General features: G+C 53.1%; 18 protein-coding genes and 3 tRNA genes. 1 reads left to right on the forward strand and 20 read right to left on the reverse strand.

Annotated elements, in window-relative coordinates; all coding sequences use genetic code 11:
* Positions 1 to 27: 27 nt before the first annotated feature.
* The 8 genes from rpoC to FD23_RS02445 all read right to left on the reverse strand — a co-directional run bounded on the left by rpoC (position 28) and on the right by FD23_RS02445 (position 11,315).
* Positions 28 to 3,693: a DNA-directed RNA polymerase subunit beta' gene (gene rpoC / locus FD23_RS02410; protein ID WP_052933552.1), complete on the reverse strand. Its 3,666-nt coding sequence runs from the start codon at positions 3,691 to 3,693 to the stop codon at positions 28 to 30.
* Between the two features lie 15 nt (positions 3,694 to 3,708).
* Positions 3,709 to 7,368, reverse strand: coding sequence for a DNA-directed RNA polymerase subunit beta (rpoB, locus tag FD23_RS02415; RefSeq protein WP_044880487.1), 3,660 nt, complete (start codon positions 7,366 to 7,368; stop codon positions 3,709 to 3,711).
* 210 nt (positions 7,369 to 7,578) lie between these two features.
* A complete protein-coding gene (locus tag FD23_RS09625; protein WP_044880486.1) occupies positions 7,579 to 7,854 on the reverse strand; it encodes a bacteriocin immunity protein in 276 nt (91 codons plus the stop codon).
* A 28-nt stretch (positions 7,855 to 7,882) separates the two neighbouring features.
* Positions 7,883 to 10,342, reverse strand: a complete 2,460-nt coding sequence (locus tag FD23_RS02425; RefSeq protein ID WP_025895480.1) for an ATP-dependent Clp protease ATP-binding subunit — start codon at positions 10,340 to 10,342, stop codon at positions 7,883 to 7,885.
* Positions 10,343 to 10,365: 23 nt separating this feature from the next.
* Positions 10,366 to 10,827: a GAF domain-containing protein gene (locus FD23_RS02430; protein ID WP_002878237.1), complete on the reverse strand. Its 462-nt coding sequence runs from the start codon at positions 10,825 to 10,827 to the stop codon at positions 10,366 to 10,368.
* Between the two features lie 158 nt (positions 10,828 to 10,985).
* Positions 10,986 to 11,057, reverse strand: a tRNA-Gly gene (locus FD23_RS02435).
* A gap of 108 nt (positions 11,058 to 11,165) precedes the next feature.
* Positions 11,166 to 11,239 (reverse strand) — tRNA-Pro (locus FD23_RS02440).
* Between the two features lie 4 nt (positions 11,240 to 11,243).
* Positions 11,244 to 11,315 (reverse strand) — tRNA-Gly (locus FD23_RS02445).
* A 117-nt stretch (positions 11,316 to 11,432) separates the two neighbouring features.
* On the opposite strand from FD23_RS02445, the gene FD23_RS02450 reads away from it, so the two are divergent.
* On the forward strand, positions 11,433 to 12,059 hold the full coding sequence (locus tag FD23_RS02450; protein WP_003616936.1) for a DUF5052 family protein: 627 nt from the start codon (positions 11,433 to 11,435) through the stop codon (positions 12,057 to 12,059).
* A 62-nt stretch (positions 12,060 to 12,121) separates the two neighbouring features.
* On the opposite strand, the gene FD23_RS10170 is transcribed toward FD23_RS02450, so the two are convergent.
* The 12 genes from FD23_RS10170 to FD23_RS02510 form a co-directional block, all read right to left on the reverse strand.
* Positions 12,122 to 12,346, reverse strand: a complete 225-nt coding sequence (locus FD23_RS10170; RefSeq protein WP_025895479.1) for a hypothetical protein — start codon at positions 12,344 to 12,346, stop codon at positions 12,122 to 12,124.
* A gap of 24 nt (positions 12,347 to 12,370) precedes the next feature.
* Positions 12,371 to 12,775: a hypothetical protein gene (locus FD23_RS02460; RefSeq protein ID WP_002878666.1), complete on the reverse strand. Its 405-nt coding sequence runs from the start codon at positions 12,773 to 12,775 to the stop codon at positions 12,371 to 12,373.
* Positions 12,776 to 12,926: 151 nt separating this feature from the next.
* Positions 12,927 to 14,450, reverse strand: coding sequence for a lysine--tRNA ligase (gene lysS, locus FD23_RS02465; protein WP_025895478.1), 1,524 nt, complete (start codon positions 14,448 to 14,450; stop codon positions 12,927 to 12,929).
* A 16-nt stretch (positions 14,451 to 14,466) separates the two neighbouring features.
* A complete protein-coding gene (gene dusB / locus FD23_RS02470) occupies positions 14,467 to 15,495 on the reverse strand; it encodes a tRNA dihydrouridine synthase DusB (protein ID WP_002878669.1) in 1,029 nt (342 codons plus the stop codon).
* Between the two features lie 119 nt (positions 15,496 to 15,614).
* Positions 15,615 to 16,901: a peptidase T gene (gene pepT, locus FD23_RS02475; RefSeq protein ID WP_002878670.1), complete on the reverse strand. Its 1,287-nt coding sequence runs from the start codon at positions 16,899 to 16,901 to the stop codon at positions 15,615 to 15,617.
* A 9-nt stretch (positions 16,902 to 16,910) separates the two neighbouring features.
* A complete protein-coding gene (locus FD23_RS02480) occupies positions 16,911 to 18,536 on the reverse strand; it encodes a peptide ABC transporter substrate-binding protein (protein ID WP_052933551.1) in 1,626 nt (541 codons plus the stop codon).
* Positions 18,537 to 19,020: 484 nt separating this feature from the next.
* The gene (hslO, locus tag FD23_RS02485; RefSeq protein ID WP_052933550.1) at positions 19,021 to 19,902 is read right to left on the reverse strand and encodes an Hsp33 family molecular chaperone HslO; all 882 of its coding nucleotides are present in this window, start codon (positions 19,900 to 19,902) and stop codon (positions 19,021 to 19,023) included.
* A gap of 44 nt (positions 19,903 to 19,946) precedes the next feature.
* The gene (gene ftsH, locus FD23_RS02490) at positions 19,947 to 22,061 is read right to left on the reverse strand and encodes an ATP-dependent zinc metalloprotease FtsH (RefSeq protein ID WP_025895477.1); all 2,115 of its coding nucleotides are present in this window, start codon (positions 22,059 to 22,061) and stop codon (positions 19,947 to 19,949) included.
* A 71-nt stretch (positions 22,062 to 22,132) separates the two neighbouring features.
* Positions 22,133 to 23,428 carry a tRNA lysidine(34) synthetase TilS gene (gene tilS, locus FD23_RS02495; protein ID WP_025895476.1) on the reverse strand — a complete coding sequence of 432 codons (1,296 nt, stop codon included), beginning with the start codon at positions 23,426 to 23,428 and terminating at the stop codon, positions 22,133 to 22,135.
* A gap of 46 nt (positions 23,429 to 23,474) precedes the next feature.
* On the reverse strand, positions 23,475 to 23,828 hold the full coding sequence (locus FD23_RS02500) for a S1 RNA-binding domain-containing protein (protein ID WP_002878677.1): 354 nt from the start codon (positions 23,826 to 23,828) through the stop codon (positions 23,475 to 23,477).
* Positions 23,828 to 24,208, reverse strand: a complete 381-nt coding sequence (locus FD23_RS02505; RefSeq protein WP_025895475.1) for an FtsB family cell division protein — start codon at positions 24,206 to 24,208, stop codon at positions 23,828 to 23,830. Before FD23_RS02505 ends, FD23_RS02500 begins: the two co-directional genes overlap by 1 nt.
* Positions 24,209 to 24,273: 65 nt before the next feature.
* The gene (locus FD23_RS02510) at positions 24,274 to 24,516 is read right to left on the reverse strand and encodes an RNA-binding S4 domain-containing protein (RefSeq protein WP_025895474.1); all 243 of its coding nucleotides are present in this window, start codon (positions 24,514 to 24,516) and stop codon (positions 24,274 to 24,276) included.
* Positions 24,517 to 24,630: the final 114 nt, after the last annotated feature.

Genomic DNA, 24,630 nt, shown 5'->3' on the forward strand with positions numbered 1-24,630 from the left:
GCGTTTTTTCTTGTTAATTAAACTGGATTACTTGCTTTCAGTTTCCTTGTTTTCGTCTTCCATCTTTTTTTCCAGGTCAGCGATCGAGTAAACTGAGTCTGGTTGTTGAACATCGGCCTTTGGCACTTGGTCGCGGTAAATTGGCATACCAGTACCAGCTGGGATGATCTTCCCGATGATGACGTTTTCCTTCAAACCAAGAAGCGGGTCGTTCTTGCCGCGGATTGACGCGTCGGTAAGAACCCGGGTAGTTTCCTGGAAGGAAGCAGCTGACAGGAAACTGTTGGTTTCCAAGGCAGCCTTAGTGATACCCAGAATGTCAGCCTGGGCAGTAGCCGGGATCCCGCCGCTGATGATGACGTCACGGTTTCTGTCGCGGAATTCAGCGATGTCCATGACTTCACCTGGCAAGATGTCGGTTTCACCTGGGTCAAGAACCCGGACCTTCTGCAGCATCTGTCTGGTTAAGACTTCGGCGTGCTTGTCGGCCAGGTCAACCCCTTGAGTCCGGTATGACTTCTGGACTTCAGCCAGGATGTATTCTTCAGTCGTCAAGGTGTCAGTTACCTTGATCAATTCCTTAGGGTCGATAGAACCAGGGATCAGCTTGTCACCACGGTGGACTTCATCGCCTTCCTGAACTGCTGGCTTAGCAGTGTAAGGAATGGTGTAGACTCTGGTGTCGATCTTGCCCTTAACAGTGATTTCCTGCAAGTGTTCAGCCGCGTTGCTTTCAATCTTGTCAACAACACCGTCAACTTCAGAGATAACCGCGCGACCCTTAGGGTTGCGGGCTTCGAACAATTCTTGCACACGAGGCAAACCTTGAGTGATGTCTTCTGCGCCGGCAACACCACCGGTGTGGAAAGTACGCAGGGTCAGCTGGGTACCTGGTTCACCGATTGACTGAGCGGCAACCGTACCAACTGCTTCACCGATTTCAACTTCTTCGCCAGTGGCCAGGTTCCGGCCGTAGCACTTCCGGCAGATACCGTGGGAAGTGTTGCAAGTCAGGATTGACCGGATTTGAACTTCCTGCACGCCAGCGTCAACAATCTTCTGCGCCATTTGTTCGTCCATCAAGACTCCCTTAGGGCAGATGACTTCACCAGTTTGCGGGTCACGGATAGTCCGGTTGGTAAAGCGGCCGACCAGACGGTCGTAAAGTGATTCAATCAAGCCGGCATCCTTGTCAACGATGGCCTTGGCAGTAATGCCGCGGTCAGTGCCACAGTCGTCTTCACGAATGATAACGTCCTGGGCAACGTCGACCAAACGACGGGTCAGGTAACCAGACTGGGCAGTCTTCAAGGCCGTGTCAGTCATCCCCTTCCGGGCGCCGTGAGTGGACATGAACAGTTCCAGAACGGTCAGACCTTCCTTGAAGTTGGAGATAACCGGGATTTCGAACAACTCACCACTTGGAGTGGCCATCAAACCACGCATACCAGCCAGCTGGGTAAAGTTGGAGATGTTACCACGGGCACCGGACTGCTGCATGACGGAGATTGGGTTCTTTTGGTCCTTGAATTCAGCAATTTCCTTTTGAACGGCATCCTTACAGTCAGTCCAGATCTTGATGACGTTGTCGTGACGTTCCTTGTCGGACAGCTTGCCCCGGCGGAACATCTTGGATACTTGCTTAACCTTCTTGCGGGCTTCAGCAACCAAAGCATCCTTGGTCTTGGTTTCCGGAACGTCAGCCATACCGATGGTCAAGCCGGAAATAGTTGAAGCTGAGTAGCCCATTTCCTTCAAGTCGTCCAGATATTCAGAAGTTCTTTGTACCCGGTAGCGCTTGTAGATTTCAGAAATAGTGTCACCCAGGAAGCCCTTCTTGAATGGCGTAGCCACCAGGTCCTGGCCAATTTCAGCGATCTTGTCCCGGATGTCCTGGCCATCTTCCAGGAAGTACTTGTCAGCCATTGGCTGCTTTAAGTTGTCCTGGGTTGGTTCGTTGATGTAGAAGTAGTCGTCTGGGAAGAGGGAGTTGAAGACCAAGCGGCCGTAAGTAGTTACGAAAATGCTGTCTTCGTGGCCCGCGCCCCAGTCCTTCTTCGGCATTGAAGCGGCTGACACACCGATGATGGTGTGGTAGTGAATATCACCGTTGTTGTAGGCGATGGTTGCTTCTTCTGGAGTAGCAAAGATCATGCCTTCGCCTTCCCGGCCGATTTCAGCCTGGGTCAGCCAGTAGTTACCCAAAACGATGTCCTGGGACGGAGTAACGATTGGCGTACCGTCCTTAGGAGTCAAGATGTGGTGGGCAGCCAGCATCAAGAGGCGGGATTCAGCTACAGCTTCGTCTGACAACGGCACGTGGATGGCCATCTGGTCACCGTCGAAGTCGGCGTTGTAGGCTTCACAAGCCAGCGGGTGCAAACGCAGGGCCTTGCCTGGGACCAAAACTGGTTCAAAGGCCTGGATTGACAGCCGGTGCAGGGTAGGTGCCCGGTTCAAAAGAACTGGACGTTCCTTAATGACGTATTCCAATACGTCCCAGATGTCGTCGTCTTCCCGGTCGATCTTGCGCTTGGCGTTCTTGATGTTGGAAGCAATGCCTCGGCGGACAAGTTCCCGCATAACGAATGGCTTGAACAATTCCAGAGCCATTGGACGCGGAACACCACATTGGTAAAGCTTCAGCTTTGGAGAAACGTCGATAACTGAACGGCCGGAGTAGTCAACACGCTTACCAAGCAAGTTTTGACGGAAACGCCCTTGCTTACCCTTCAGCATGTGTGAGATAGACTTCAGTGGCCGGTTGCCTGGTCCAACAACTGGGCGGCCCCGGCGGCCGTTGTCGATCAAGGCGTCAACTGCTTCTTGCAGCATCCGCTCTTCGTTTTGCACGATCAAGCTAGGAGCGTGCATGTCCAGCAGCTTCTTCAACCGGTTGTTACGGTTGATAACCCGGCGGTAAAGGTCGTTCAAGTCGGAAGTGGCGAAACGGCCACCTTCCAGCTGAACCATTGGACGCAAGTCCGGCGGAATAACCGGAACAGTTTCCATAACCATCCATTCAGGCTTGTTGCCGCTGTTTCTGAAGGCATCAAGGATGTCCAGCCGGCGGATGGCCCGGGTCCGCTTTTGCCCCTTCAAGGTTTGCAGTTCTGCCTTAAGGGCAGTAACTTCCTTGTCCAGGTCAACCTGCTTAAGCAGGTCGCGGATAGCTTCGGCACCCATCTTAGCCACGAAGCGGTTGCCGTACTTGGCCTTTTCTTCCCGGTATTCAGCTTCAGTCAAGAGCTGCTTGGCTTCCAGGCCAGTGTCACCTGGATCGATAACGATGTAGGCAGCGAAGTAGATAACTTCTTCCAATTGCTTTGGAGACACGTCCAAAACCAGACCCATTCTTGATGGGATACCCTTGAAGTACCAGATGTGGGTTACAGGAGCAGCCAGCTCGATGTGGCCCATCCGTTCCCGGCGCACGTGAGAGGTCGTTACTTCAACCCCGCACCGGTCACAGACAATCCCCTTGTAGCGAACGCCCTTGTACTTGCCACAGGCACAAGCGTAGTCCTTGGTCGGCCCGAAGATCCGTTCATCGAACAGACCGTCTTTTTCTGGCTTCAAAGTCCGGTAGTTGATGGTTTCCGGCTTCTTAACTTCCCCGTAAGACCAGCTTCTGATCTTGTTTGGTGAAGCCAAACCAATCTGCATGCTTTCAAACTTATTTACGTCGATCAAAGTTTAACCTCCCAATTACTTTGAAGCCTTGTCGTCGTCAGCAGTTTCAGCTTCATTTGCATCAGCATCTGCTTCAGCTGCGTCTTCTTCCGCGCTGCCTTCAGCTTCCGCGGCGATTTCGGCCTCTTCTTCGGCCAACTTCTTCTTTTCTTGCGCTTCCGCAAGGCGAGATAAAGCATCGATGTTTACATGTTCATTTGAGTCTTCGTCCATGTCGCGCAGTTCAACTTCGTTTTCGTCGCTGTCCAAAACGCGCAGGTCCAGACCCAATGATTGCAGTTCCTTGACCAAAACGCGGAATGATTCAGGCACGCCTGGCTTAGTAATTCTTTCGCCCTTGACGATTGCTTCATAGGCCTTGACACGGCCGACAACGTCGTCAGACTTGTAGGTCAGGATTTCTTGCAGGGTGTAGGCTGCACCGTAGGCTTCCAAAGCCCAGACTTCCATTTCACCAAAACGCTGGCCACCGAATTGCGCCTTACCACCCAAAGGCTGTTGGGTAACAAGTGAGTAAGGACCGATTGACCGCGCGTGGATCTTGTCGTCAACCATGTGAGTCAGCTTCAGGTAGTACATAACCCCGACTGAAACCCGGTTGTGGAATGGTTCACCGGTCCGGCCGTCGTAAAGGACAGTCTTACCGTCTGAGTCAACACCGGCTTCGCGGACAAAGTCCCAAACGTCGTCTTCGCTGGCCCCGTCGAATACCGGAGTAGCCACGTGGATACCCAAGGCCTGGGCTGCCCGGCCCAAGTGGAGTTCAAGCAGCTGCCCGATGTTCATACGTGATGGCACACCCATTGGGTTCAAGCAGATGTCGACTGGAGTACCGTCTGGCAGGTAAGGCATGTCTTCAACTGGAGCAATCAGGGCAACCGTACCCTTGTTACCGTGACGACCGGACATCTTGTCCCCGACTTGGATCTTTCTCTTCTGTACGATGTAAACCCGAACCAGGGTGTTAACGCCTGGTGCCAGTTCGTCGCCGGCTTCACGGGTGAAGACTTGAACGTCTTGAACCACACCGCCACCGCCGTGAGGTACCCTCAATGAAGTATCACGGACTTCACGGGCCTTTTCACCAAAGATGGCGTGCAGCAGTCTTTCTTCAGCGCTCAGTTCAGTTATCCCCTTAGGGGTAACCTTGCCGACCAGGATGTCGCCGTCGTGAACTTCGGCACCGATCCGGATGATCCCGTTTTCGTCTAGGTCCTTCAAGGCGTCTTCACCAACGTTAGGGATTTCCCGGGTAATTTCTTCCGGCCCCAGCTTGGTGTCACGGGCTTCTGAGTCGTAGTCTTCAATGTGGATTGAAGTGTAGACGTCTTCCTTAACCAGGCGTTCGCTCAGCATGATGGCGTCTTCGAAGTTGTACATGTTCCAAGTGGTGAAGGCGATAACCGGGTTTTGACCCAGGGCAAGTTCGCCATCAGCCATTGACGGACCGTTGGCAATTACTTGGCCGTCAACAACCTTGTCGCCGCGCTTGACGTTTGGCGTCTGGTTGTAGTTCTTAGTCGCGTTTGACCGGCGGTACTTTTCAAGGGTGTAAGTGTCCAGTGTCTGGTCTTCGCGGCGGACGCGGATTTCGTTTGCGTCCACGTATTCAACTTCACCGTCTGCTTCAGCCAGCAAGGCGTCACCGGAGTCGTGAGCTGCCCGGTACTCCATACCAGTAGCCACAAGCGGACCGTGCGGGTTGATCAAAGGAACAGCCTGACGTTGGTGGTTGGCCCCCATCAAGGCCCGGTTGGAGTCGTCGTTTTCCAGGAATGGAATACATGCGGAAGTTACGGAAACAACCTGCTTTGGAATAACGTCTATGTAGTCGATCCGGTCTGGACTTACTTCGACGTTGTCTTCCCGGTGCCGGCAAAGGATCACGTCATCAACGAAGGAGCCGTCTTCGTTCAGAGGAGTATTGGCCCCGGCGATGATGTAGTTGTCTTCTTCATCGGCAGTCAAGTAGTCGATCTTGTCGGTAACCTTGTGGGTTGCCCAGGAAACGCGCCGGTATGGGGTTTCCAGGAAGCCGTACTTGTTGATGATGGCGTAAGTGGCCATGGAGTTGATCAAACCGATGTTAGGGCCTTCTGGCGTTTCGATTGGGCACAGACGGCCGTAGTGGGTGTAGTGAACGTCCCGGACTTCGTAGCCGGCCCGGTCACGGGACAGACCACCAGGCCCCAAGGCGGACATACGCCGCTTGTGGGTCAATTCACCCAGCGGGTTGTTTTGGTCCATGAATTGGGAAAGCTGGGATGAACCGAAGAATTCCTTGATTGAACCAACGATTGGCCGGATGTTGATCAATTGCTGCGGAGTAACCGTAGCCGCGTCTTGAATTGACATACGTTCGCGGACAACCCGTTCCATCCGGGCCAAACCGATCCGCATCTGGTTTTGCAGCAATTCGCCAACCCGGCGGATGCGACGGTTACCCAAGTGGTCAATGTCGTCGATGTTGCCGACGCCTTCTTGGAGTTCCAGGAAATAGTTGACAGAAGCGATGATGTCGGCTGGAGTGATGCACTTAACGTCTTCAGCAATGTGGCCGTTGGAGATCAGCTTGATTTCCCGGTCAGGAATTTCACGGGAGAAGACCTTGATTTCCTGAACAGTTACAGGTTCTGGGATTGCACCTTCATCAGATGGGGTGTAGGTAACAGTCTTGAAGTCGTCGCGGTCCAGGTAGTCCTTCAGAACGTCCATGACTTCGTTGTTGACAACCGTCCCCTTGGCAGCCAGAACTTCTCCAGTGTCAGGGTCAGCCAGGGTTTCAGCCAAAGTGTAGCCCAAAAGCCGGTTCTTCAAGCTCAGCTTCTTGTTGACCTTGTAGCGGCCAACAGTAGCCAGGTCGTAACGGCGTGGGTCAAAGAAGCGGGAAACCAGGAGGCTCCGGGATGAGTCGGTAGTCTTTGGTTCACCTGGACGCAGGCGGTCGTAGATGTCCTTCAAGGCTTCTGCTACCCGGCTGTCTGCTGGGTTCTTGTGAACATCCTTGTCCAAAGTCAGGTCCAAAGTGTCGCTGTCGCCGAAGATTTCCTTGATTTCGCTGTCAGAGCCAAAGCCCAGGGCCCGGACCAGGACAGATAAAGGAAGCTTCCGGGTCCGGTCAACCCGGACGTAGGAAATGTTCTTGGCGTCAGTTTCGAATTCCAGCCAAGCCCCACGGTTAGGGATGACAGTCGTGCCGAAGATTTGCCGGCCGTTCTTGTCGAATTCGCCACTGTAGTAGACACCAGGTGATCTAACCAGCTGGGAAACGATAACTCTTTCCGCCCCGTTAACGATGAAGGATCCGGACTTGGTCATCAGCGGCAAGTCGCCGAAGAAGACGTCTTGGGTCTTGATTTCGCCAGTTTCGTGGTTGGTCAGCTTCAGAGTCACGTGCATTGGAGCGGAGTAAGTCGCGTCGCGCTTGCGTGATTCATCGACAGTATACTTAGGTTCTTGCAGCTTGTAGTCGACGTATTCCAGAGTCAGGCGGCCAGAAGCGTCGCTGATTGGCAGAATGTCGTCGAAAACTTCCTTAACGCCTTCGTCAAGGAACCACTTGTATGATTCAGTCTGTACGTCGGTCAAGTTTGGCAGCGGCAGGATTTCCTTAATCCGTGAGAAGCTGCGTCTTGTCCGGTGATGTCCGTAATTTACTACGTGTCCGTTTAGCAAGGAAAACATCCTTTCTATCCTGTTGAAGAAAGCAAATATTACATTTGTGTTACATTTAAAAAAGGCCGGGATTTTAGGCATAAAAAAGACAAAAACGAACCAGTCGTTTTTGTCTGTATCATTTTACTGGACAATATATCAGTAAAATCCTGAACTTCAGCCTTTTAAATCGCCCAATATTGTACCACTAATTTTAAAGGAAAGCAAGCCCTAGCGGCCGCTAAAAAGCATGGCTGTCTGGCTGGCCAGACCAACCCCGGTGAGCTGGTAGCCGCCAGCCGTGATATTCCAGAAAATCTGCTTGCCTTGCGGGCTGAGCTGGGATTTGATCACGACCGACTCTAAAGCGATCCGCAAGTCCCGCATCACCTTGCCCAGGTAGACCTTCTGTTCCAGCTGCTGCTTAGCTTCCAGCAGGGCCTCCCGCTTTCTCTTGGCATGCTTCTTGTTCTGCCTTAGCAGCTTCAGCTTTATTCTTCTTGCCAAACATAATCTGCCTCCAAAAATCTATTGATTATCCCTTGATCTTTTCACCAGTCTTGGCCTTGACGATTTCAAAGCGCAGCTTGCCGCCCCGGGCACCGATCTTGACCGTGTCGCCGGCCTGCAGCTTTTCGCTGACCAGGTCCTGGGCTAATTCGTCTTCAACTTCATCCTGGATGGTCCGCCGCAATGGCCGAGCCCCCATTTCCGGATTGTAGCCATCCTTGGCCAATTGGTCCAGGGCAGCTGGCGACAGGCGCAAAGTAATATCTTTTTCCGCCAGCCGCTTGACCAGTTTCCGGGTCAGAAGCGTCACGATTTCCCGCAGCTGCTTGGCTTCCAGGGGCTTGAATACGATCTTTTCGTCGATCCGGTTCAAAAATTCCGGCCGGAAGAAGTCCTTGGTGGCCCTGGTTACCTTTTCCGCGATCAGCTTGCCCTGGTCTTCCTGGCTGGCTGAGAAGCCCACGTGGCTGTCAGCTTCCAAGCTTCTGGAACCAAGGTTGGAAGTCATGATGATAATCGTGTTTCTGAAGTCGACCTTCCGGCCCAGAGAATCAGTCATGAAGCCTTCATCCAGGACCCGTAGCAAGACGTTGAAAATTTCCGGGTTTGCCTTTTCCACTTCGTCAAAAAGAACCACTGAGTAAGGATGTTCCCGAACTTTGTTGGAGAGCTGGCCACCTTCTTCGTAGCCAACGTAGCCAGGCGCTGACCCGATCAGCTTGGAGGAAGATTCCCGGTCCATGTACTCTGACATGTCGACTCTGATGATATTGTCTTCTGAGCCAAAAACTGCCTCAGCCACAGCCTTAGCCAGTTCAGTCTTGCCGACCCCGGTTGGGCCTAGGAAGAGGAAGGAACCGATCGGCCGGTTCTCGTCCTTCAAGCCGCTTCTGGACCGGCGGATGGCATTGGCCACGGCCTTGACGGCATCGTCTTGGCCGATGACTCTTTCATGCAGGATCCCTTCCAGGCGGGCCAGGCGCTTATTTTCGCTGGTCTTAAGCTGGGTTACCGGAACCCCGGTCCAGATGGAGACCACCTTGGCCACGTCTTCAGCCCCAACGACTGACCGCTTCTCATCTTTTCCGGCCAGCTTCTTGGCAATCTCATTCCGCTTTTGCCGCAAGGCGATTTCCTGGTTGCGCAGCTTGGCCGCTTGGGCAAAGTTCTGCTTGGCTGCTTCATCGTTCTTCTGCTTGAGAGTCCGGCTGATTTCCAAATCGATTTCAGCCAGGTCCTTGTCTTCGCCAGTGTCATTAGCCAGTTTAACCGCCGCGCTGGCTTCATCGATCAAGTCGATGGCCTTGTCCGGCTGGTAGCGGTCGGCAATGTAGTGGCTGGACAAATCAACTGCTGCCTGCAAGGCTTCTTCTGACAAAGCTACCCGGTGGTAGTCTTCATACTTGTCCTTGATCCCATGCAAAATTTGCAGGGTTTCCTCTTCATTTGGCTCAGCCAGGCGGACCAGCTGGAAGCGGCGGACAAAGGCAGAGTCTTTTTCCATGTGCTTGCGGTATTCTTCAAAAGTCGTGGCCCCGATCAATTGAATGTCCCCGCGGACCAATGCCGGCTTCAAGGTGTTGGAGGCGCTCATCGCCCCTTCCGCGTCCCCGGCCTTGACCAAAGAGTGGATTTCGTCGACAAAAAGAATGACATTCTTGCTGGCAGTAACTTCCTTGATTAAGCGGTCCATCCGCTCTTCAAATTCACCTCGGTAGCGGGTACCGGCCACCATGCTGTTGACATCCAGTGAAACCACCCGCTTGTCAGCCAGGTCCCGGGGAACCTTTTTAGCAACGATCGCGCTGGCCAAAGCTTCAGCGACCGCGGTCTTGCCGACCCCAGGCTCACCGACCAAAAGGGGGTTGTTCTTGGTCCGCCGGGACAGGATCTGAATCACCCGGTCCAGTTCCCGCTGGCGGCCGATCACCGGGTCAATGTTGCCTTCTTTAGCCCGCCGGTTCAAGTCGATCCCGAAGCGGTCCAAAATCGTCGTCTGCGACTGGCTGCTGCCTGCCGCGGCTGGCCGGCTGGTCTGGCCGCTTTCCCCGGTCACCTGGTTGGCGTCGTCCAGTTCGTCTTTCAAGTTTTCCAGGTCCACGTCCAGGTTGCGCAGGATCATGGCTGACAGGATCTGCTCACTGGAAACCAAAGCCTGGAGAATGTCAGTCGTTTCGATTTCCTTGCTGGACCGGAGTTCAGAATTCCGCTTGGCATAATCCAGCGCCAAAGTCAGGCGGGGAGAAAATTCCATGTAACTGGTCGGGGCCGCTGAGCCGTAGTCCGTGTAGCGCTCGATTTCTTCCCTGACTCCGGTCGGCGTCACGTTCATGGCCCGCAGGATCTTGCCGGCTTTGCCGTCAGCTTCGATTACCAGGGCCAAAAGGACGTGCTCTGTCCCGACCAGGCGGTGGTGAAACTCCTTGGCTTGTTCCTGGGCAATTTCCAAGACCTGTCTGCTGCTCTTACTGTATGAATTTTGCATATAAAAATCGCCTCACACTGGACCTAGTTGCCTAAAGCTACTGCCGCGATCTGCTCTAAGTACTTCTGGTCCAAATCATCAAAATTGTCTAAATTAGTCGAGTCAAAGTCGTACACGCCCCAAAGGCTGCCATCCCGGTTAAAAACCGGCACGACGATTTCTGAATTGGAGGCACTGTCGCAGGCTATGTGGCCTGGGAAGTCATGGACATTGGCCACGATCTGCGTCTTCTTTTCCAGGGCGGCTTTCCCGCAGACCCCCTTACCCAGCTGGATGTGCACGCAGGCCGGCATCCCCTGGAAGGGTCCCAGGATCAATTCCCCCTTTTCAAAGCGGTAGACCCCGGCAAAATTAACGTTTTTCATCCCCGCCTTCAAAAGAGCCGAAACATTGCCGGTATTGGCGATCCAGTCGCTCTCCCCGGCCGTCAAGGCCTTGGCCTGCTCAAGCAATAACTCGTACTCTGCCTGACTTGCTGCTGCCATGATTTCCTCCTTCACGTCTGCCAATAAATAGGTAAAAAGGCAAAAATTGCTATGCTTGCAAGCATAACATTTCCCGATCTTTTCGACAAGCCAGGCGCCCTGCAGATCTATTATAAGGCAAAAAGAAAAGGCCCGCTAAATTAGCGAGTCTTTGATGAAGCGGAAGACGGGATTCGAACCCGCGACCCCCACCATGGCAAGGTGATGTTCTACCACTGAACTACTTCCGCGATACATTTATTAGTTTACCAAAAAATTTCTCTTTTGCAAGTCTTTTTTGCCCATAAATGAGAAAAAAGCGCCGCTATAAAGTAACGCTTTGATCACACATTGGCTAATCGGGAATGCAGGATTTGAACCTGTGACCTCTACGTCCCGAACGTAGCGCTCTACCAAACTGAGCTAATTCCCGAAGAAGCGGAAGACGGGATTCGAACCCGCGACCCCCACCATGGCAAGGTGATGTTCTACCACTGAACTACTTCCGCAACACATCTATTAGGATAATCTAAAAGCCGGGTCTTGGCAAGGGCTTTTTTATAAAAAATAGTATTTTTCTCAGGGGCAAGTTCGATTAAACTAAGAGTAAGAAAACGTTTGTCTAAATGAAAGGAAGAGAAAAAATGAAAAAGAAAAGACTCCTGGCGGCCTGCCTGGCCTTGGCCCTCCTGCCTCTCCTGTCCTCCTGCTCCATGATCAGCGACTACACCCTGGACCTCAAGTCCAAGCTGGTCGGCATCCCCTTTACCGTCTCCACCTATGACTACGACGGGCAGAAGATCGACCAGATCAAGGGTAAGTCAGTCCACATTGAGACCTACAAGCCGATGAGCAAGAAAAATTCCAGCGGCGACGAGCAGTCCAAAGTCATCGACGTGGAATTCGGCGGCCAGCAGATGATCCATGTCGGCTCCAGCTTGATCGCCAACGAAGGCCTGCGCAATTACGAAGATACTTTTTCCAAAAAGGTCACCATTACCGACAAGCAGCGGTCCATTCCGGTTCTGTCAATAATGTACAACAATTTCAGAAACGACTGGCTCTCCAAGGGCAAGGTCATCATGATCCGGTCCCAAGCCGGCAAGCCGATCGCCGTTTATGCCGGTAACAAGGTCCGGGTCAGTGCCACTGACATGCCATCAACCACCCAGATCAATGTCGACGGCCACCGGCTCTTTATCTACCGCTGCGACTACTCCATCTATGACATGGAGACTATCAAGAAGATGTAGACGCAAAAAACGTTTCCTCAAGCAGGAAACGTTTTTTAGTATTAAGGAGTATTTTTCAAAAATTACAGCTTGGCCAGGGCCAGGTTAGCCAGGCAACTGGTCAGGTACATCAGAAAGTGGGTGGGATGCAGGCCGGCCAGAGACAGGAGGGCGAAAATCCCCATAGCGATCACGAAGATTTTCACCAAGAAGCGGCAGATCTGCAGGTTGTGGCGGTCAATCTGCTCCTGGCAGGCCTGGTAGTCAGCCCGGCTGACCCCGTAATAATTGATTTTATCCAAATTCATTTTCTTTTTTCTTTCGTGAAAAAACTAGGCAGCCGGGAAAGACATAAACTGGTGGGGCAGCATGGTCAAAGCGGCAAAGACCAGGTTCAAGACTAAAGCCAGAGTCCAGGCCCAGGTCTCTTCCCTTTTCAGCAAATAGTTGATTGCCAATAAAGCCAGGGCACTTCCAGCTGCCAGGCCTTCTCCCTGCCAAAACAAAAGCAAAGCTGCCGCCAGCAGGCCGCCATTCAAAACAGCTAATGCCCGCTTCCCCGGCCGCCAGAGAAGGTAGGCGCTAAGCCCCTCTAAGAGGCAGAGGACGGCAAAAATCCCCGCCTTTAAGGGCTGGCCGGCCAAATAAGCCGGTAAGCCGCTGCTGGCAGCCAAAAAGGCCCCAGCCAAGGCGGAGATGGTGGTTAAGATCGACAATAAGTATTTGTAGATTGGCAAAAATTCACCTTTTCTAATAGCAGCTCGCAATTTAATTGCCTATATTCTAGCAAAAAAGCTCTAATATTCATATCTTGAAAACGATTCGTTTTATTTTTTCAAACAAAAAACTCTCCAGGCAAAGCTGGAGAGTTAAATTTAGCGATCTGAACTACTTGTCCAGGTTAATGTTCTTTTCGTCGTCGACGATCTTTTCCGGCCGCATGGTTGGGAAGAGGAGGACGTCTCGGATTGAAACCGCGTTGGTCAAAAGCATGACCAGACGGTCAATCCCGATGCCCAGACCACCCGTAGGTGGCATACCGTATTCCATGGCCCGCAGGTAGTCTTCGTCGATGATGTCGGCTTCGTCGTTACCGGCGTCACGTTCAGCCATTTGGGCTTCGAACCGTTCCCGCTGGTCAAGCGGGTCGTTCAGTTCTGAGAAGGCGTTGCCGTATTCATTGCCCATGATGAAGATTTCGAAACGGTCAGTAAAGCGCGGGTCATCCGCGTTCTTCTTGGCCAGCGGTGAAACTTCAACTGGGTGGCCGTAAACGAAGGTTGGGTCAACGATTGTCTTTTCACAAAATTCTTCAAAGAAGGCGTTGATGATGTGGCCAACTTGCCAGTAAGGTTCAACTTCAACATGGTGTTCAGCGGCAACCTTCCGGGCTTCTTCCAGAGTCATTGGCTGCCAGAAGTCAACGCCAGTCAGTTCCTTGATCAGGTCAACCATGTGCACCCGGCGGAATGGCTTGCCCAAGTCCAGGTCAGTGCCCTGGTAGTTGATCTTGCCGTCTTCTGAAACAACCTTGGCCGCTGCCCGGATGATGCCTTCGGCTTCATCCATGACATCGTGGAAGTCGTAGTAAGCAGCGTAGGTTTCCAGTTCAGTAAATTCAGGGTTGTGCTTGAGGTCCATCCCTTCATTTCTGAAGACCCGGCCGATTTCGTAAACCCGTTCCATGTCACCGACGATCAGACGCTTCAGCGGCAATTCCAAGGCAATCCGCATGTAGAGGTTGATGTCCAAAGCGTTGTGGTGGGTGATGAACGGACGTGCTTCAGCCCCGCCTGGGATGTTGTGCAAAACTGGCGTTTCAACTTCCAGGAAGTCCTGCCCGTTCAAGTAGTCACGGATGGCCTGGATGATCTTGGTCCGGTTAACGAAGCGCTGGTAGCTTTCGTGGTTGGTGATCAAGTCCAGGTAGCGTTGGCGATAAATGGATTCAACGTCCTTAAGACCGTGGTACTTGTCAGGCAGTGGCCGCAAAGCCTTGGACAGGAAGGTCACGTGCTGGGCCCGGACAGACAATTCGCCTGAGTCAGTCTTGAAGACTTCGCCTTCAACGCCCAGGAAGTCACCAAGGTCGGCCTTCTTGAAAATCTGGTAGTTTTCTTCACCGACCATGTCCTTGCGGACGTAGATCTGGATCTTGCCGCTACGGTCATAGAGGTCCGCAAAGCCGACCTTGCCCTTGCCCCGCTTGGCCAGCATCCGGCCAGCGATCTTGGTCTTCGGCATATTTGCGTTCAATTCATCCTTGTCAAGGCCCAAGTACTTTTCGTCCAGGTCGCGGGCCAGGGCTTCCCGGTCATATTTGCGGCCGAAGGGTTCAATCCCCATCTCCTTGAGTTCTTCAAGCTTTTGCCGACGAACAAGCAATTGGTCGTTAATTTCGTTCTTTGCCAACGTGTTTTTCCTCCATTTACATAGATTGGGTATCAGCGACGCGGTCTTGCTTCTGCCGCGCCCTTTTTTCGTAAATTTCGACGAATTCGTCAAGCAGGTCAAAAACCTCCTGACGCGTCCAGACTTCATTTATTTTAGCACGAGTCCGGGCTGAACGGGGAATTCCCTTCAAATAATATGCTGCCTGCTGGCGAAATTCCGGCACGGCCCGCTTTTCCCCATGCAGCTGGACCAGGCCGTCGAGCTGGTGCTTGGCGGTTTCCACCTTTTCCCGGACGGACTGCTTCGGCAGTTCTTCGCCCGTTGCCAGGTAGTGGGTCATTTCCTTTAAGATCCAAGGATTGCCCAAAGCAGCCCGGCCAACCATGACAGCCGTGCAGCCGATCTCGTCCAGGGCCTTCTTGGCCAGCTGTGGGGTCGTGATGTCCCCGTTGGCCACGAAAGGAATGTCCATGACCTGGGCTACTTCATGCAGGGTTTCCCAGTCAGCTTCGCCTTGGTACATCTGCTTTCTGGTCCGGCCGTGCATGGCCAGCATGGAAGCACCGGCTTCCTGGGCGGCCAGGGCGTTTTCCACGGCAAAAATGTGCTTGCGGTCCCAGCCGATCCGCATCTTGACGGACACCGGCTTTTCCACGTTCTGGACAACCTTGTGGATCATCTGGTAGATCTTGTTTGAGTCCAAAAGCCACTTGGAACCCGCGTCAGTCTTCGTTACCTTCGGCACCGGGCAGCCCATGTTGATGTCAATGATATCGGCATCGGTGTGCTGGTCGATGTATTGGGCCGCCTGCAAAAGGCTGTCTTCCGTCCCCCCGAAGATCTGGATGCTCATCGGGTGCTCGCCCGGGTCGACGTCCAGCATGCTCAAAGTTTTCTCGTTGCCGTAGATGATCCCGTGGTCGGAAATCATTTCGCAGACAACCATGCCGGCGCCGAATTCCTTGCAGACTTTTCTAAAAGCCATGTTGGAAACGCCAGCCATCGGCGCCACCATCACCCGGTTGGGGATTTCGATTTCACGTATCTTCCAAGTAGTGTCCATTGCCATCTTTTTCCTTTCAATAACTACAACTTTATATCATAACAAGAATAGGCCTGAAGGACAAATCAAAAGCCCGCTAAAAGAGCATCCCCCGTTAAAAGAGGATGCTCTTCTTATCTTTACCAGTATTTTTCCAGAGGCCGCTTGTCTTGCCCCTCCTTGCTCTGGCGGGCATGCTCAGCCGCGATCGTCACCAAGACCTCGGCCAGCTTGTCCATCTGCTCGACCGTCACGTATTCGTAGCGGCCGTGGTAGTTGCCCCCGCCATTGAAGAGGTTGGGGGTCGGGATTCCCTTTTTGGTGATGAAGTTACCGTCGGTTCCCCCTCTAAAGGTCTGTACATTTGGCGCCAGGCCTGCTTTTTCATAGCTGTCTAAGGCCAGGTTGACCACATAAGGCCGGTCCTTGACCCCGTTGTAGATATTCTCGTACTGCCGGCGCAGGTCCAGCTGGAAGCGGTCTGGCCCGTATTTTTCCCCTAAGGAAGCGACGAGCTTTTTGACCAAATCTTCTTTAGCCAAAAATTCATCCCAGTCAAAGTCGCGGATGATCAAGCCGACATGGGCTGAATCGACACTGCTCTGGGCGTCCGTAACCATAATAAAGCCCTCGTGGCCCCGGGACTTTTCCGGCACCTGGTCTTGGGGCAAGGCCGCCAAAAATTCCGTCATGATCGTCGTGGCGTTGACCAGCAGCCCGTAAGCTTCACCCGGGTGGACCACGGTTCCCTTGATCGTCAAATCAGCGGCTGAGGCATTGAAGGTCTCGTATTCAAAGTCGCCTGGCCGGCCATTGTCCAAGGTATAGGCAAATTCCACTCCCGGAAAATCAGCCGGGTCAAAGCGCTGCCCGCCCAGGCCAATTTCTTCATCCGGGCCAAAAGCCACATAGATATCGCCATGTTCAACTTCCGGGTGCTCATGGAGATACTTGAGAGCTGCCAGCAGGCCTGCCACCCCGGCCTTGTCGTCAGTCCCCAGAACCGTTTTCCCGTCGCTGGTGATCAGGGTCTGCCCCTTTAAGGTCAGCAGGTCAGGAAATTCTTCCGGGTCCAGGAAAATGCCGTTCGCTTCATCCAGGGCCAGCTTTTGCCCCTGGTAGTCCCGGTGGACTTGGGGGCGGATGGGGAAGCGGTCGTCAAATTCAACCGTGTCCACATGGGCGAAAAAGCCGATTGGGGCAACGCCTGCCGTATTAGCGGCCAGGTGGCCGATCGCGAAGGCAGTTTTTTCATTGTAATAAGACTCAAGGTCATAGTCTTTGACCTGGTCAGCCAGTTCCTTCATCATCTTGACCTGATTAGGCGTGGTCGGAACCTGGTCTTTATTGGCGTATTTGGACTGGGTGTCTTCCTTGGCGTAGTGGATGAAGTTTTTCTCTAAAAAATCAAAGTCAGAAAAAGCCATGCCTGCCTCCTATTTCTTGATGTAAACAAGCTTGAAGTCGTAAGGGATGCCCAGCGGGTTGTAGGACACGTTCTTGACGTAGCTTTGCACCAGCTGCGGCTTGGCCGTCTGGATCAGCGGGATAGTCCCCTGTTCATTCATCAACAGCTTTTCAGCTGCCACCAGCCGCTTCCAACGCTGAACCGGCTTGTTGCCGTAGACGTTTTCGGCTTCATTGAGCAGCTGGTCGTACTTGCTGCTGGCAAAGCCGCTGGTGTTGTAGCTGGAGTCCTTTTCAAAAACATCTAGGAAGTTGATCGGGTCACCTAAGATAGCCTGCCAGTTCTTGATGGTCAGCTGGTAGTTGCCAGCGCTTTGCAGGGAGATCAAGGTCGTGTATGGCAGGGTCGTCACGGTGATCTTCACCCCTGGCAGTTCGCCCAGCTTGCTTTGCAGGAATTCGCCCACCTGCTTGGCGGAGTCAGTATCGCTGACCGTCAGGTTGAGGTTAAGGGACTTGATGCCCAGTTCCTTGTAGCCCTTGGCCAGGTACTTCTTGGCTTCCTTCAGGTTGTAGCTGACTGCTTCCTTGACATAGGCTTCCTTGTAAAAAGCTTCCCCGGTCGTCGGGTTGTTCCCCATGCCGGATGGAACGAAGCCCTTGGCCGCCACTGACCCGTCACTCAAGACCTTGGCCAGGCTCTCTCTGTCGATAGCCAAGGACAGGGCCCGGCGGATGTTGAAGTTGTTAAAGGCTTTGACCTTCTTGCGGTTTAATTCCAGGCGCTGGATAGCGGAAGCCGGCTGGTCGTAGAAGGTGGACTTGCCCTTGTTGGCCTTGACTTGTTCCCCGGTCAGGTAAGTTTCATCCAGCTTGCCAGCCTGGTAAAGGTTGTAGGCAGTTGAAGAAGTTTCGCTGATGGTTTCGTTGACCTTGTCCAGCTTCACGTTCTTCTTGTCCCAGTAGTTTTGGTTTTTAACCAGGGTAAATTGCTTGTTGGACCCGGTCCACTTGGTCAGCTTGAAAGGACCGGAGGAAATGGTGTACTTGGCCGCCGTCCCGTACTTGCTGCCGACTTTTTCAATAAACTGCTGGTTTTCCGGGAAGAAAAGCGGGAAGGCCAGCAGGAGCTTAAAGTAAGAAACCGGCCGGACCAGCTTGATCTGCAACTTGTTTTTGCTCAAGGCCTTGACGCCCAGGCTGCTGACAGGCTTCTTGCCGGCATTGATGGCTTCGGCGTTTACGATCTGGTAGAGGTAGAAGGCCATGGAAGACTTGGTCTTCGGGTTCAAGCTTCTTCGGTAGGAGTAGACAAAGTCATTGGCCGTGATCGCCCGGCCGTTGGACCACTTGGCGTCTCGCAAGACAAAAGTATATGTCTTGCCCCCGTCAGTAACCTTGGCGCTCTTGGCCAGGGCCAGCTGGGGCTTTTGCTTTTTGTCCAGGCGGTAGAGCCCTTCCTGGGTGTTCAAAAGGGCTTGGAAGGAAGTGGAGTCAGTCGTCAGTGACGGGTCCTGGGTTGAGATCTGGGCACTTTCGGTCCAATTAAGGACTTGCTTGGTTTGGGACTGGGAATTCTTTTGCTGGCCGCAAGCGGCTAAAACGAGGGCTGAGGCGGTCAAAAGACCGGCAGCGGCAATTTTCTTCAAGGTCATGATTTCCTCCGTTTTTTACTAGAAATAACAACTATTAACAAACACATCGCAGCTTAAAAAGAAAAGCGCCCCTGAGATCAACTCTCAGGGACGCTAGTAGCGTGTTACCACCCATCATTCAAAGCAAAAAAGCTTCCTCAACAGATGCTCTGCCAGAAAAAAAGACGCCTCTTGGCCCAGAGGCCAAGGGACGTCTTCGCGCGTTACCACCCTTTATTCAGCCCCGCCTCACGGCCAGGGCCCTTGAAGTCTTCCAGTCAGAAGATCTGAACGCGCTAACGGGCGTTAAGCGGGTCCGGCTTATCAGCGACTCGCCGGGACCATGCCAACACAAGACCATCTTCGCCAGCTTCCGCCTCCTGTTTCTCAGCACCAACAGTTCTCTGTAGAGGCTTCCCTTGACTACTCATCTTTTTAAGCTTTACTTAATTTAACTATAATTATAGCATAAAGTAATTTTCACTTTTCGTCAAGAGAGAAAAAGTTATTTTCCCAGCTTTTTGTCCAAAATGGCTTGCAGTTCTGCTTCCGTAAAATTGTACTTGTTCCCGCAGAAGTTGCAGACCAGTTCAGCTCCGTGGTCTTCGTCGATCATTTCCTTGAGCTGGCTGCCCTTCAAAGTCTCCAGCATGTCGGCGTACTTTTCCTTGGAGCAGTCGCAGTGGTAGGAGACCTCGTCCTTTTCCAGGATCTTGCAGTCATCGCCCAGGATCTTCTTGGCCAAGTCTTCCGGCGTCATCCCGTCCAAAAAGGCGGATGAGAGCTGCGGCAGGGCCTTGATCCGGTCTTCAGTTTCCTGCAGGAGTTCTTCGCTGGCCCCTGGCAGTGCCTGGAGCAAAAAGCCACCCGCGGCCCCGATGGTGTCGTTCGGGTTGACGAAAACTGACAGGCCAACAGCTGACGGGATCTGTTCTGACTTGGCCAGGTAATAGGTCAAGTCTTCAGCGATTTCCCCGGACACGATCGGCACTTCACCGGTGTAAGGCTGCTTTAAGCCCAGGTCCTTGGTTACCTGCAACCAGCCCTTGCCGACAGCCTTCTTAACGTCGATGTGACCGTCTTCTCTGGCCGGCAAGGCCACGTGGTTATTTTGGACATAGCCCTTAACAGTCAAATCTGACTTGGCCGTAACCACGGCTGCCCCAACCGGGCCATCGCCCAAGAGGCGCAAAGTCAGTTCCTGGTCACCCTTTAATTCTGCCCCGGCTAAGAGAAGCGCGCCCAAAAGGCTCCGGCCTAATACAGCTGAAGAAGCTGACCAGGTGTCGTGCCGCTTTTGCGCTTCAGCGACCAAGTCCTTGCCGTTAATGGTCAAAAGGCGCAGGTCCTTGCTGGCATTGATTGCTTTGATTAAGTAGTCGTTCATGATTTTCCTCCATAAAAATAGAGCCGTTGCCGGCTCCATTTCTTCTATTCATCCTTGTCTGAATCGTCTGTTTGTTCATTCTTCTGACTAGGAGCGTCATTGTCGTCCTTTTTAGGATCCTTTGACAGGTCGCTTTCGCTTGGCGTCGGCAGAGCTTGCTTTTCAGCAGTATCTTCTTCCACCTTTTCTTCTGCCCGCTTCTGCGCAGCTTCCTTGGCTTCTTCATAGCTCAAGGCCTTGGCTTCAGATGGGAACTCTTCGCTGAACTTTTCAGGCATCTTCCCAGTCTTGTAGAGTGAGTAGATTTGCTTTTCATCCAGAGTTTCGTACTTCAGCAGGGCTTCAGCAATGATCCGGTGCTTTTCCCGGTTGTTTTCAACAATTTCAACCGCCTTGGCGTGGGCTTCGTCCAGGATCTTCTTGACCGCTTCGTCGATCTTGGCCGCGGTTGCTTCACTATAAGGCTTGAAGCCGTAAGGAGTGCCTTCGCCTTCCTTTTCCAGTTCAACCATGCCCAGTTCATCGGTCATCCCGTAGTTGACCACCATGCTGCGGGCGATTGCCGTGGCTTGTTCAAAGTCGTTTGAAGCCCCAGTTGACTGGTCGCTGACCACGACTTCTTCACCGGCCCGGCCACCCATCAAACCAACGATTTGCTCAAAGAGCTGCTTCTTGGTCAAGATGAACTGGTCGTCCTTCGGCAGCATGATGTTGTAGCCGCCTGCCCGGCCACGAGGCACGATGGTCACCTTGCGAACAGTTCTTGAGTCGCTCAGGACCAGACCACAGATTGAGTGACCGGCTTCGTGGAAGGCCACGCGTTCGCGTTCCTTCTTGGAAATCATCCGGTCCTTCTTGGCTGGACCAGCGATTACCCGGTCTTCAGCTTCATCGATGTCGGCCGCAGTGATCTTGGTCCCGTTCCGGCGGGCTGCGACTAAGGCAGCTTCGTTAAGGACGTTTTCCAGGTCAGCCCCGACAAAGCCAGGAGTCTGACGGGCAACTTCCTTCAAGTCGACGTCGTCAGCCAGCGGCTTGTTCTTGGCGTGAACGCGCAGGATGGCTTCCCGGCCCTTGACGTCCGGAGGACCAACCAGGACCTTCCGGTCAAACCGGCCTGGCCGGGTCAAGGCCGGGTCAAGCACGTCAGACCGGTTGGTCGCGGCCATGACGATAACGCCTTCGTCGCCTTCGAAGCCGTCCATTTCAACCAGCAGCTGGTTCAAGGTTTGTTCACGTTCATCGTTGCCGCCGCCCTGGCCATTGCCACGCTGGCGGCCGATGGCGTCGATTTCGTCGATGAAGATGATGCTTGGCGCGTTCTTCTTGGCGTTGGTGAACAGGTCACGGACACGGCTGGCCCCGACCCCGACGAACATTTCAACGAAGTCTGAACCAGAGATGGAGAAGAAAGGTACGCCCGCTTCACCGGCTACGGCCTTGGCCAGCAAGGTCTTACCAGTACCCGGAGGCCCCTCAAGCAGGACACCGGACGGGATTCTTGCCCCCAGCTTGGTATATCTTGCCGGGTTCTTCAAGAATTCGACAACTTCCACCAGTTCCTGCTTTTCTTCTTCTTCACCGGCCACGTCGTCAAAGCGGACCTTGTTCTTCTTCGGGTCCTGCGGCTTGACGTTGGAGCGGCCGAAGTTCATGATGCCGCCGCCCTGGCCGCGGCTGCCGCCTTGGTTCATCATCATGACCATCAAGACGATGAAGAGGACAGTTGGCACCAGCATGATGATCGTTGAGATCCAGTTGCTGGATTGTGATTCACCCTGGGTGCTCATCTTGACGTTCTCAGACTGGGCCAGGTCCTGGACCTTCTTGACGCTGGAGTCGTTTCCCAGCATCGTGGTTGAGAAGCCAGTCACCTTGGAGGAAGTGTTTCCGCCAAAGATATCTGAGCTTGAGGATGACTTGGTTTGACTTGACTTGTAGCTACCGGTTACGGAGTAGACCCCGTTGGACGGCTGCACGTTAAAGTCCTTGATTTCGCCATTGCGCAGCTTCTTCACGAATTCCGAGTAACTGATGGTTTCAGTTGCACCGGAATTGCTGCTGCCGCCAAGGGCCCAATTGATTCCCCAGAGGAGAAGCAAAAATACGACTATGTAGAATAGACCATTGCTAAATAGTCGATTCCGATTATTTTTCATAAATGACCTCCGTCAGATCGAACAATTACTCCACCAAATTTTAACATAAAAGCCGGCAACTATCGAAGTTTTTATCTGCCTTTCTTGCATGTTTTCACTTGGTACAAATACAGCGGACTTTTTCCTTCTTTAACTGCCTGCTGGTAGCAGCCTGCAACATAAACTGCTTCTTGGCCAGCAAAAAGGCTGAGGCAGTTGCCCCGCAAGGCAAGCGGAATTCCAGCCGCCGCGAAAAGCTTCTTGCTCTTAATCCGGCGGCCGTCTTTTAAAAGCAGGCGCTGGCCGTTTGGCAAGCTCCCGGCAGATAATTTCCCGGGAAATGATATTTCCGCCAGGGGACTTTCCTCTCGCTTTTCCTCACTTAACAGATAACAATTCCCTCTGAAAAAGAAGGGCTGTCCGGCCACAACTTCTTCCAGGGGGCTGGGAGCCGGCTGCTTGACAGGATAAAGCCAGTAGTGGCCCTGGTAAAAGCTGAGATGGAGCCCCCCTTTTTCCTGGCTTTGCCGGTTGGCTAACAGAATCCGGTCCAGCTGGACTCTTTTATTGTACTTTTTTTGGATAAAATTCTCCAGGTAGGCCTTGACCAGCTCGCTTTCCGCCTGCCCGGCCGCTTTAGGAATCCGCCAGCCGCCAAAGAAGGGCTCCGGCTCCGGCAACTTGCCAGCTGCCTGGGCAAAGTAGTCTTCTTCCGCCGTCATTTCCTGGCTGAAGCGCCAGGCATTTTCCAAGAGATCCGGACTCTCCTTTTTCAAAAGCGGGACGACCTTCTGGCGCAGGCGGTTGCGGGCCGTGATACCTGTAAAGTTGGTCTCGTCTTCGACATATTCCAGCCCCTGCTTTTTCGCGTAAGCCAAAAGGTCCGCCTTGCCAACCGCCAGAAGCGGCCGGACCAGCTTGACCTGTCCCCGCTGGCTGACAGGTTTGAGGCTGTTCATTTCCCGGGGAATACCTGACCGGACCAGCTTGAGCAGGATGTTTTCCAGCAAGTCGTCCCCGTGGTGGGCTGTCAGCAGGTAGTCTGCCTTGACCTGCCGGGCCACTTCAAACAAGAAGTTATAGCGGTAGTCCCTGGCCGCTGCTTCCAGGCCGCTTTCCGGATGAAGGGACTTGGGCCAGACGCTTTCATACAGGGGAAGCTGGTACTTATGGCAGTAGGCCCGCAGCAACTGGCTCTCTTTTTGGCTGTCAGCCCGCAGCTGGTGGTCTAAGTGGGCCGCGTAGAGCTGAAAGCCGCCTGGCAAGCGCCGCATTAAATCCAAAAGCGCCATGGAATCCGGACCGCCGCTGGCCGCGACCAAGAAATTTCCTTCCAAAGGCAGGCCTTCTTCGGCGAAAAAGGCCAATAGTCTTTTTTCAATGTCCATGCTTTACTCCCTCGTCCATACAAAAAACGGCCCCTCGGGCCGTTTTTTATTTCAAGGCAGCTTCCAGCTGCTCTATTTCTGCTCGCGCCTCCTGGTCAACCTGGTTGAGTACCCGGGCAAAGTCGCCGGCCCGCAACTGGCTGAACTGGTTGGTCGGGTCGATCAGATCCGGATCGTTGACCCGACGGATGGACAAGTCCAGCCGACCCTTGCGCAGGTTCTGGACCACTACTCTAACCTGGTCGCCTGCCTGCCAGTGCTGGCGCTCTCTTGGCCAGTCGCTGCCAAAGTCATTGCGGTGAACAAGGCCGCTCTTATGCTTGGGCAGGGTCACGAAGATGCCCAGGTCTGTCACATTGTTGATTACTCCGTCAAGGCGCTGGCCAACTTTGTAATTCATCAGTTATCGCCCTTTTCCTTGATGTTGTAGATCCGCTCACCGTCTTTAGTGTACTTGTACTTGTAGCGGATCACCTTAGCCACGTAGTCGCTGTCCTTCATATCGTCGCGCTCGTTGGTCAGCTTTTCCTTATTCTTCTTGATCTTGGTCAAGGTTGCCTGGTTCTGGCTGACCTGCTTCTGGATCTTGGCCGTCCGGGCCTTGGTCATGGCCAGCTGGAAGCCCAAGACGGCAAAGACCAGCAAGATCAAGGCCAGCAGCCGGTTGCGCCGGACCCGGTGGACTTCCCTGAATTTGATCTGCCGCTTCTTCAGGCGGCGGACATCCTGGTCCGGCCGCAGCGACGTTACATTTTGCTGATTTCCTCTGTTGTTCCACATCACTGTCTACCCTATACTAAAATCATATAACAGATTCAGTATATCAGCTTTGGTGAAAAAAGTCATTAGTCGACTAATTCGTATAAGTCCCCGGCTTCCGCCTTTTTAGTCGTTTCCCGCAAGTCCAGGACCCTGGCCTTAATTACCCTGGTTCCGTAAGCGACGGCGATTACATCGCCGACAATCACGTTGTAGCTGGACTTGACGGTCTTGCCGTTCACGCTTACCCGGCCCTGGTCAGCCATTTCCTTGGCCACCGTTCTGCGCTTGACCAGGCGGGATATTTTCAAAAATTTGTCGATTCTCATGCTTGTCTCCTGTCTGTTAATTTTTGCTTTTTTAGGTTCAGTATAAATTCTTGTGTAAATAGAAAATAGGCAACAAAAAAGAAGGGTTGTCCCTTACAATGTTAATAACGACAA

It is taken from the genome of Lactobacillus delbrueckii subsp. delbrueckii DSM 20074 = JCM 1012 (genome assembly GCF_001433875.1).
In the GTDB taxonomy this organism is placed as follows: domain Bacteria; phylum Bacillota; class Bacilli; order Lactobacillales; family Lactobacillaceae; genus Lactobacillus; species Lactobacillus delbrueckii.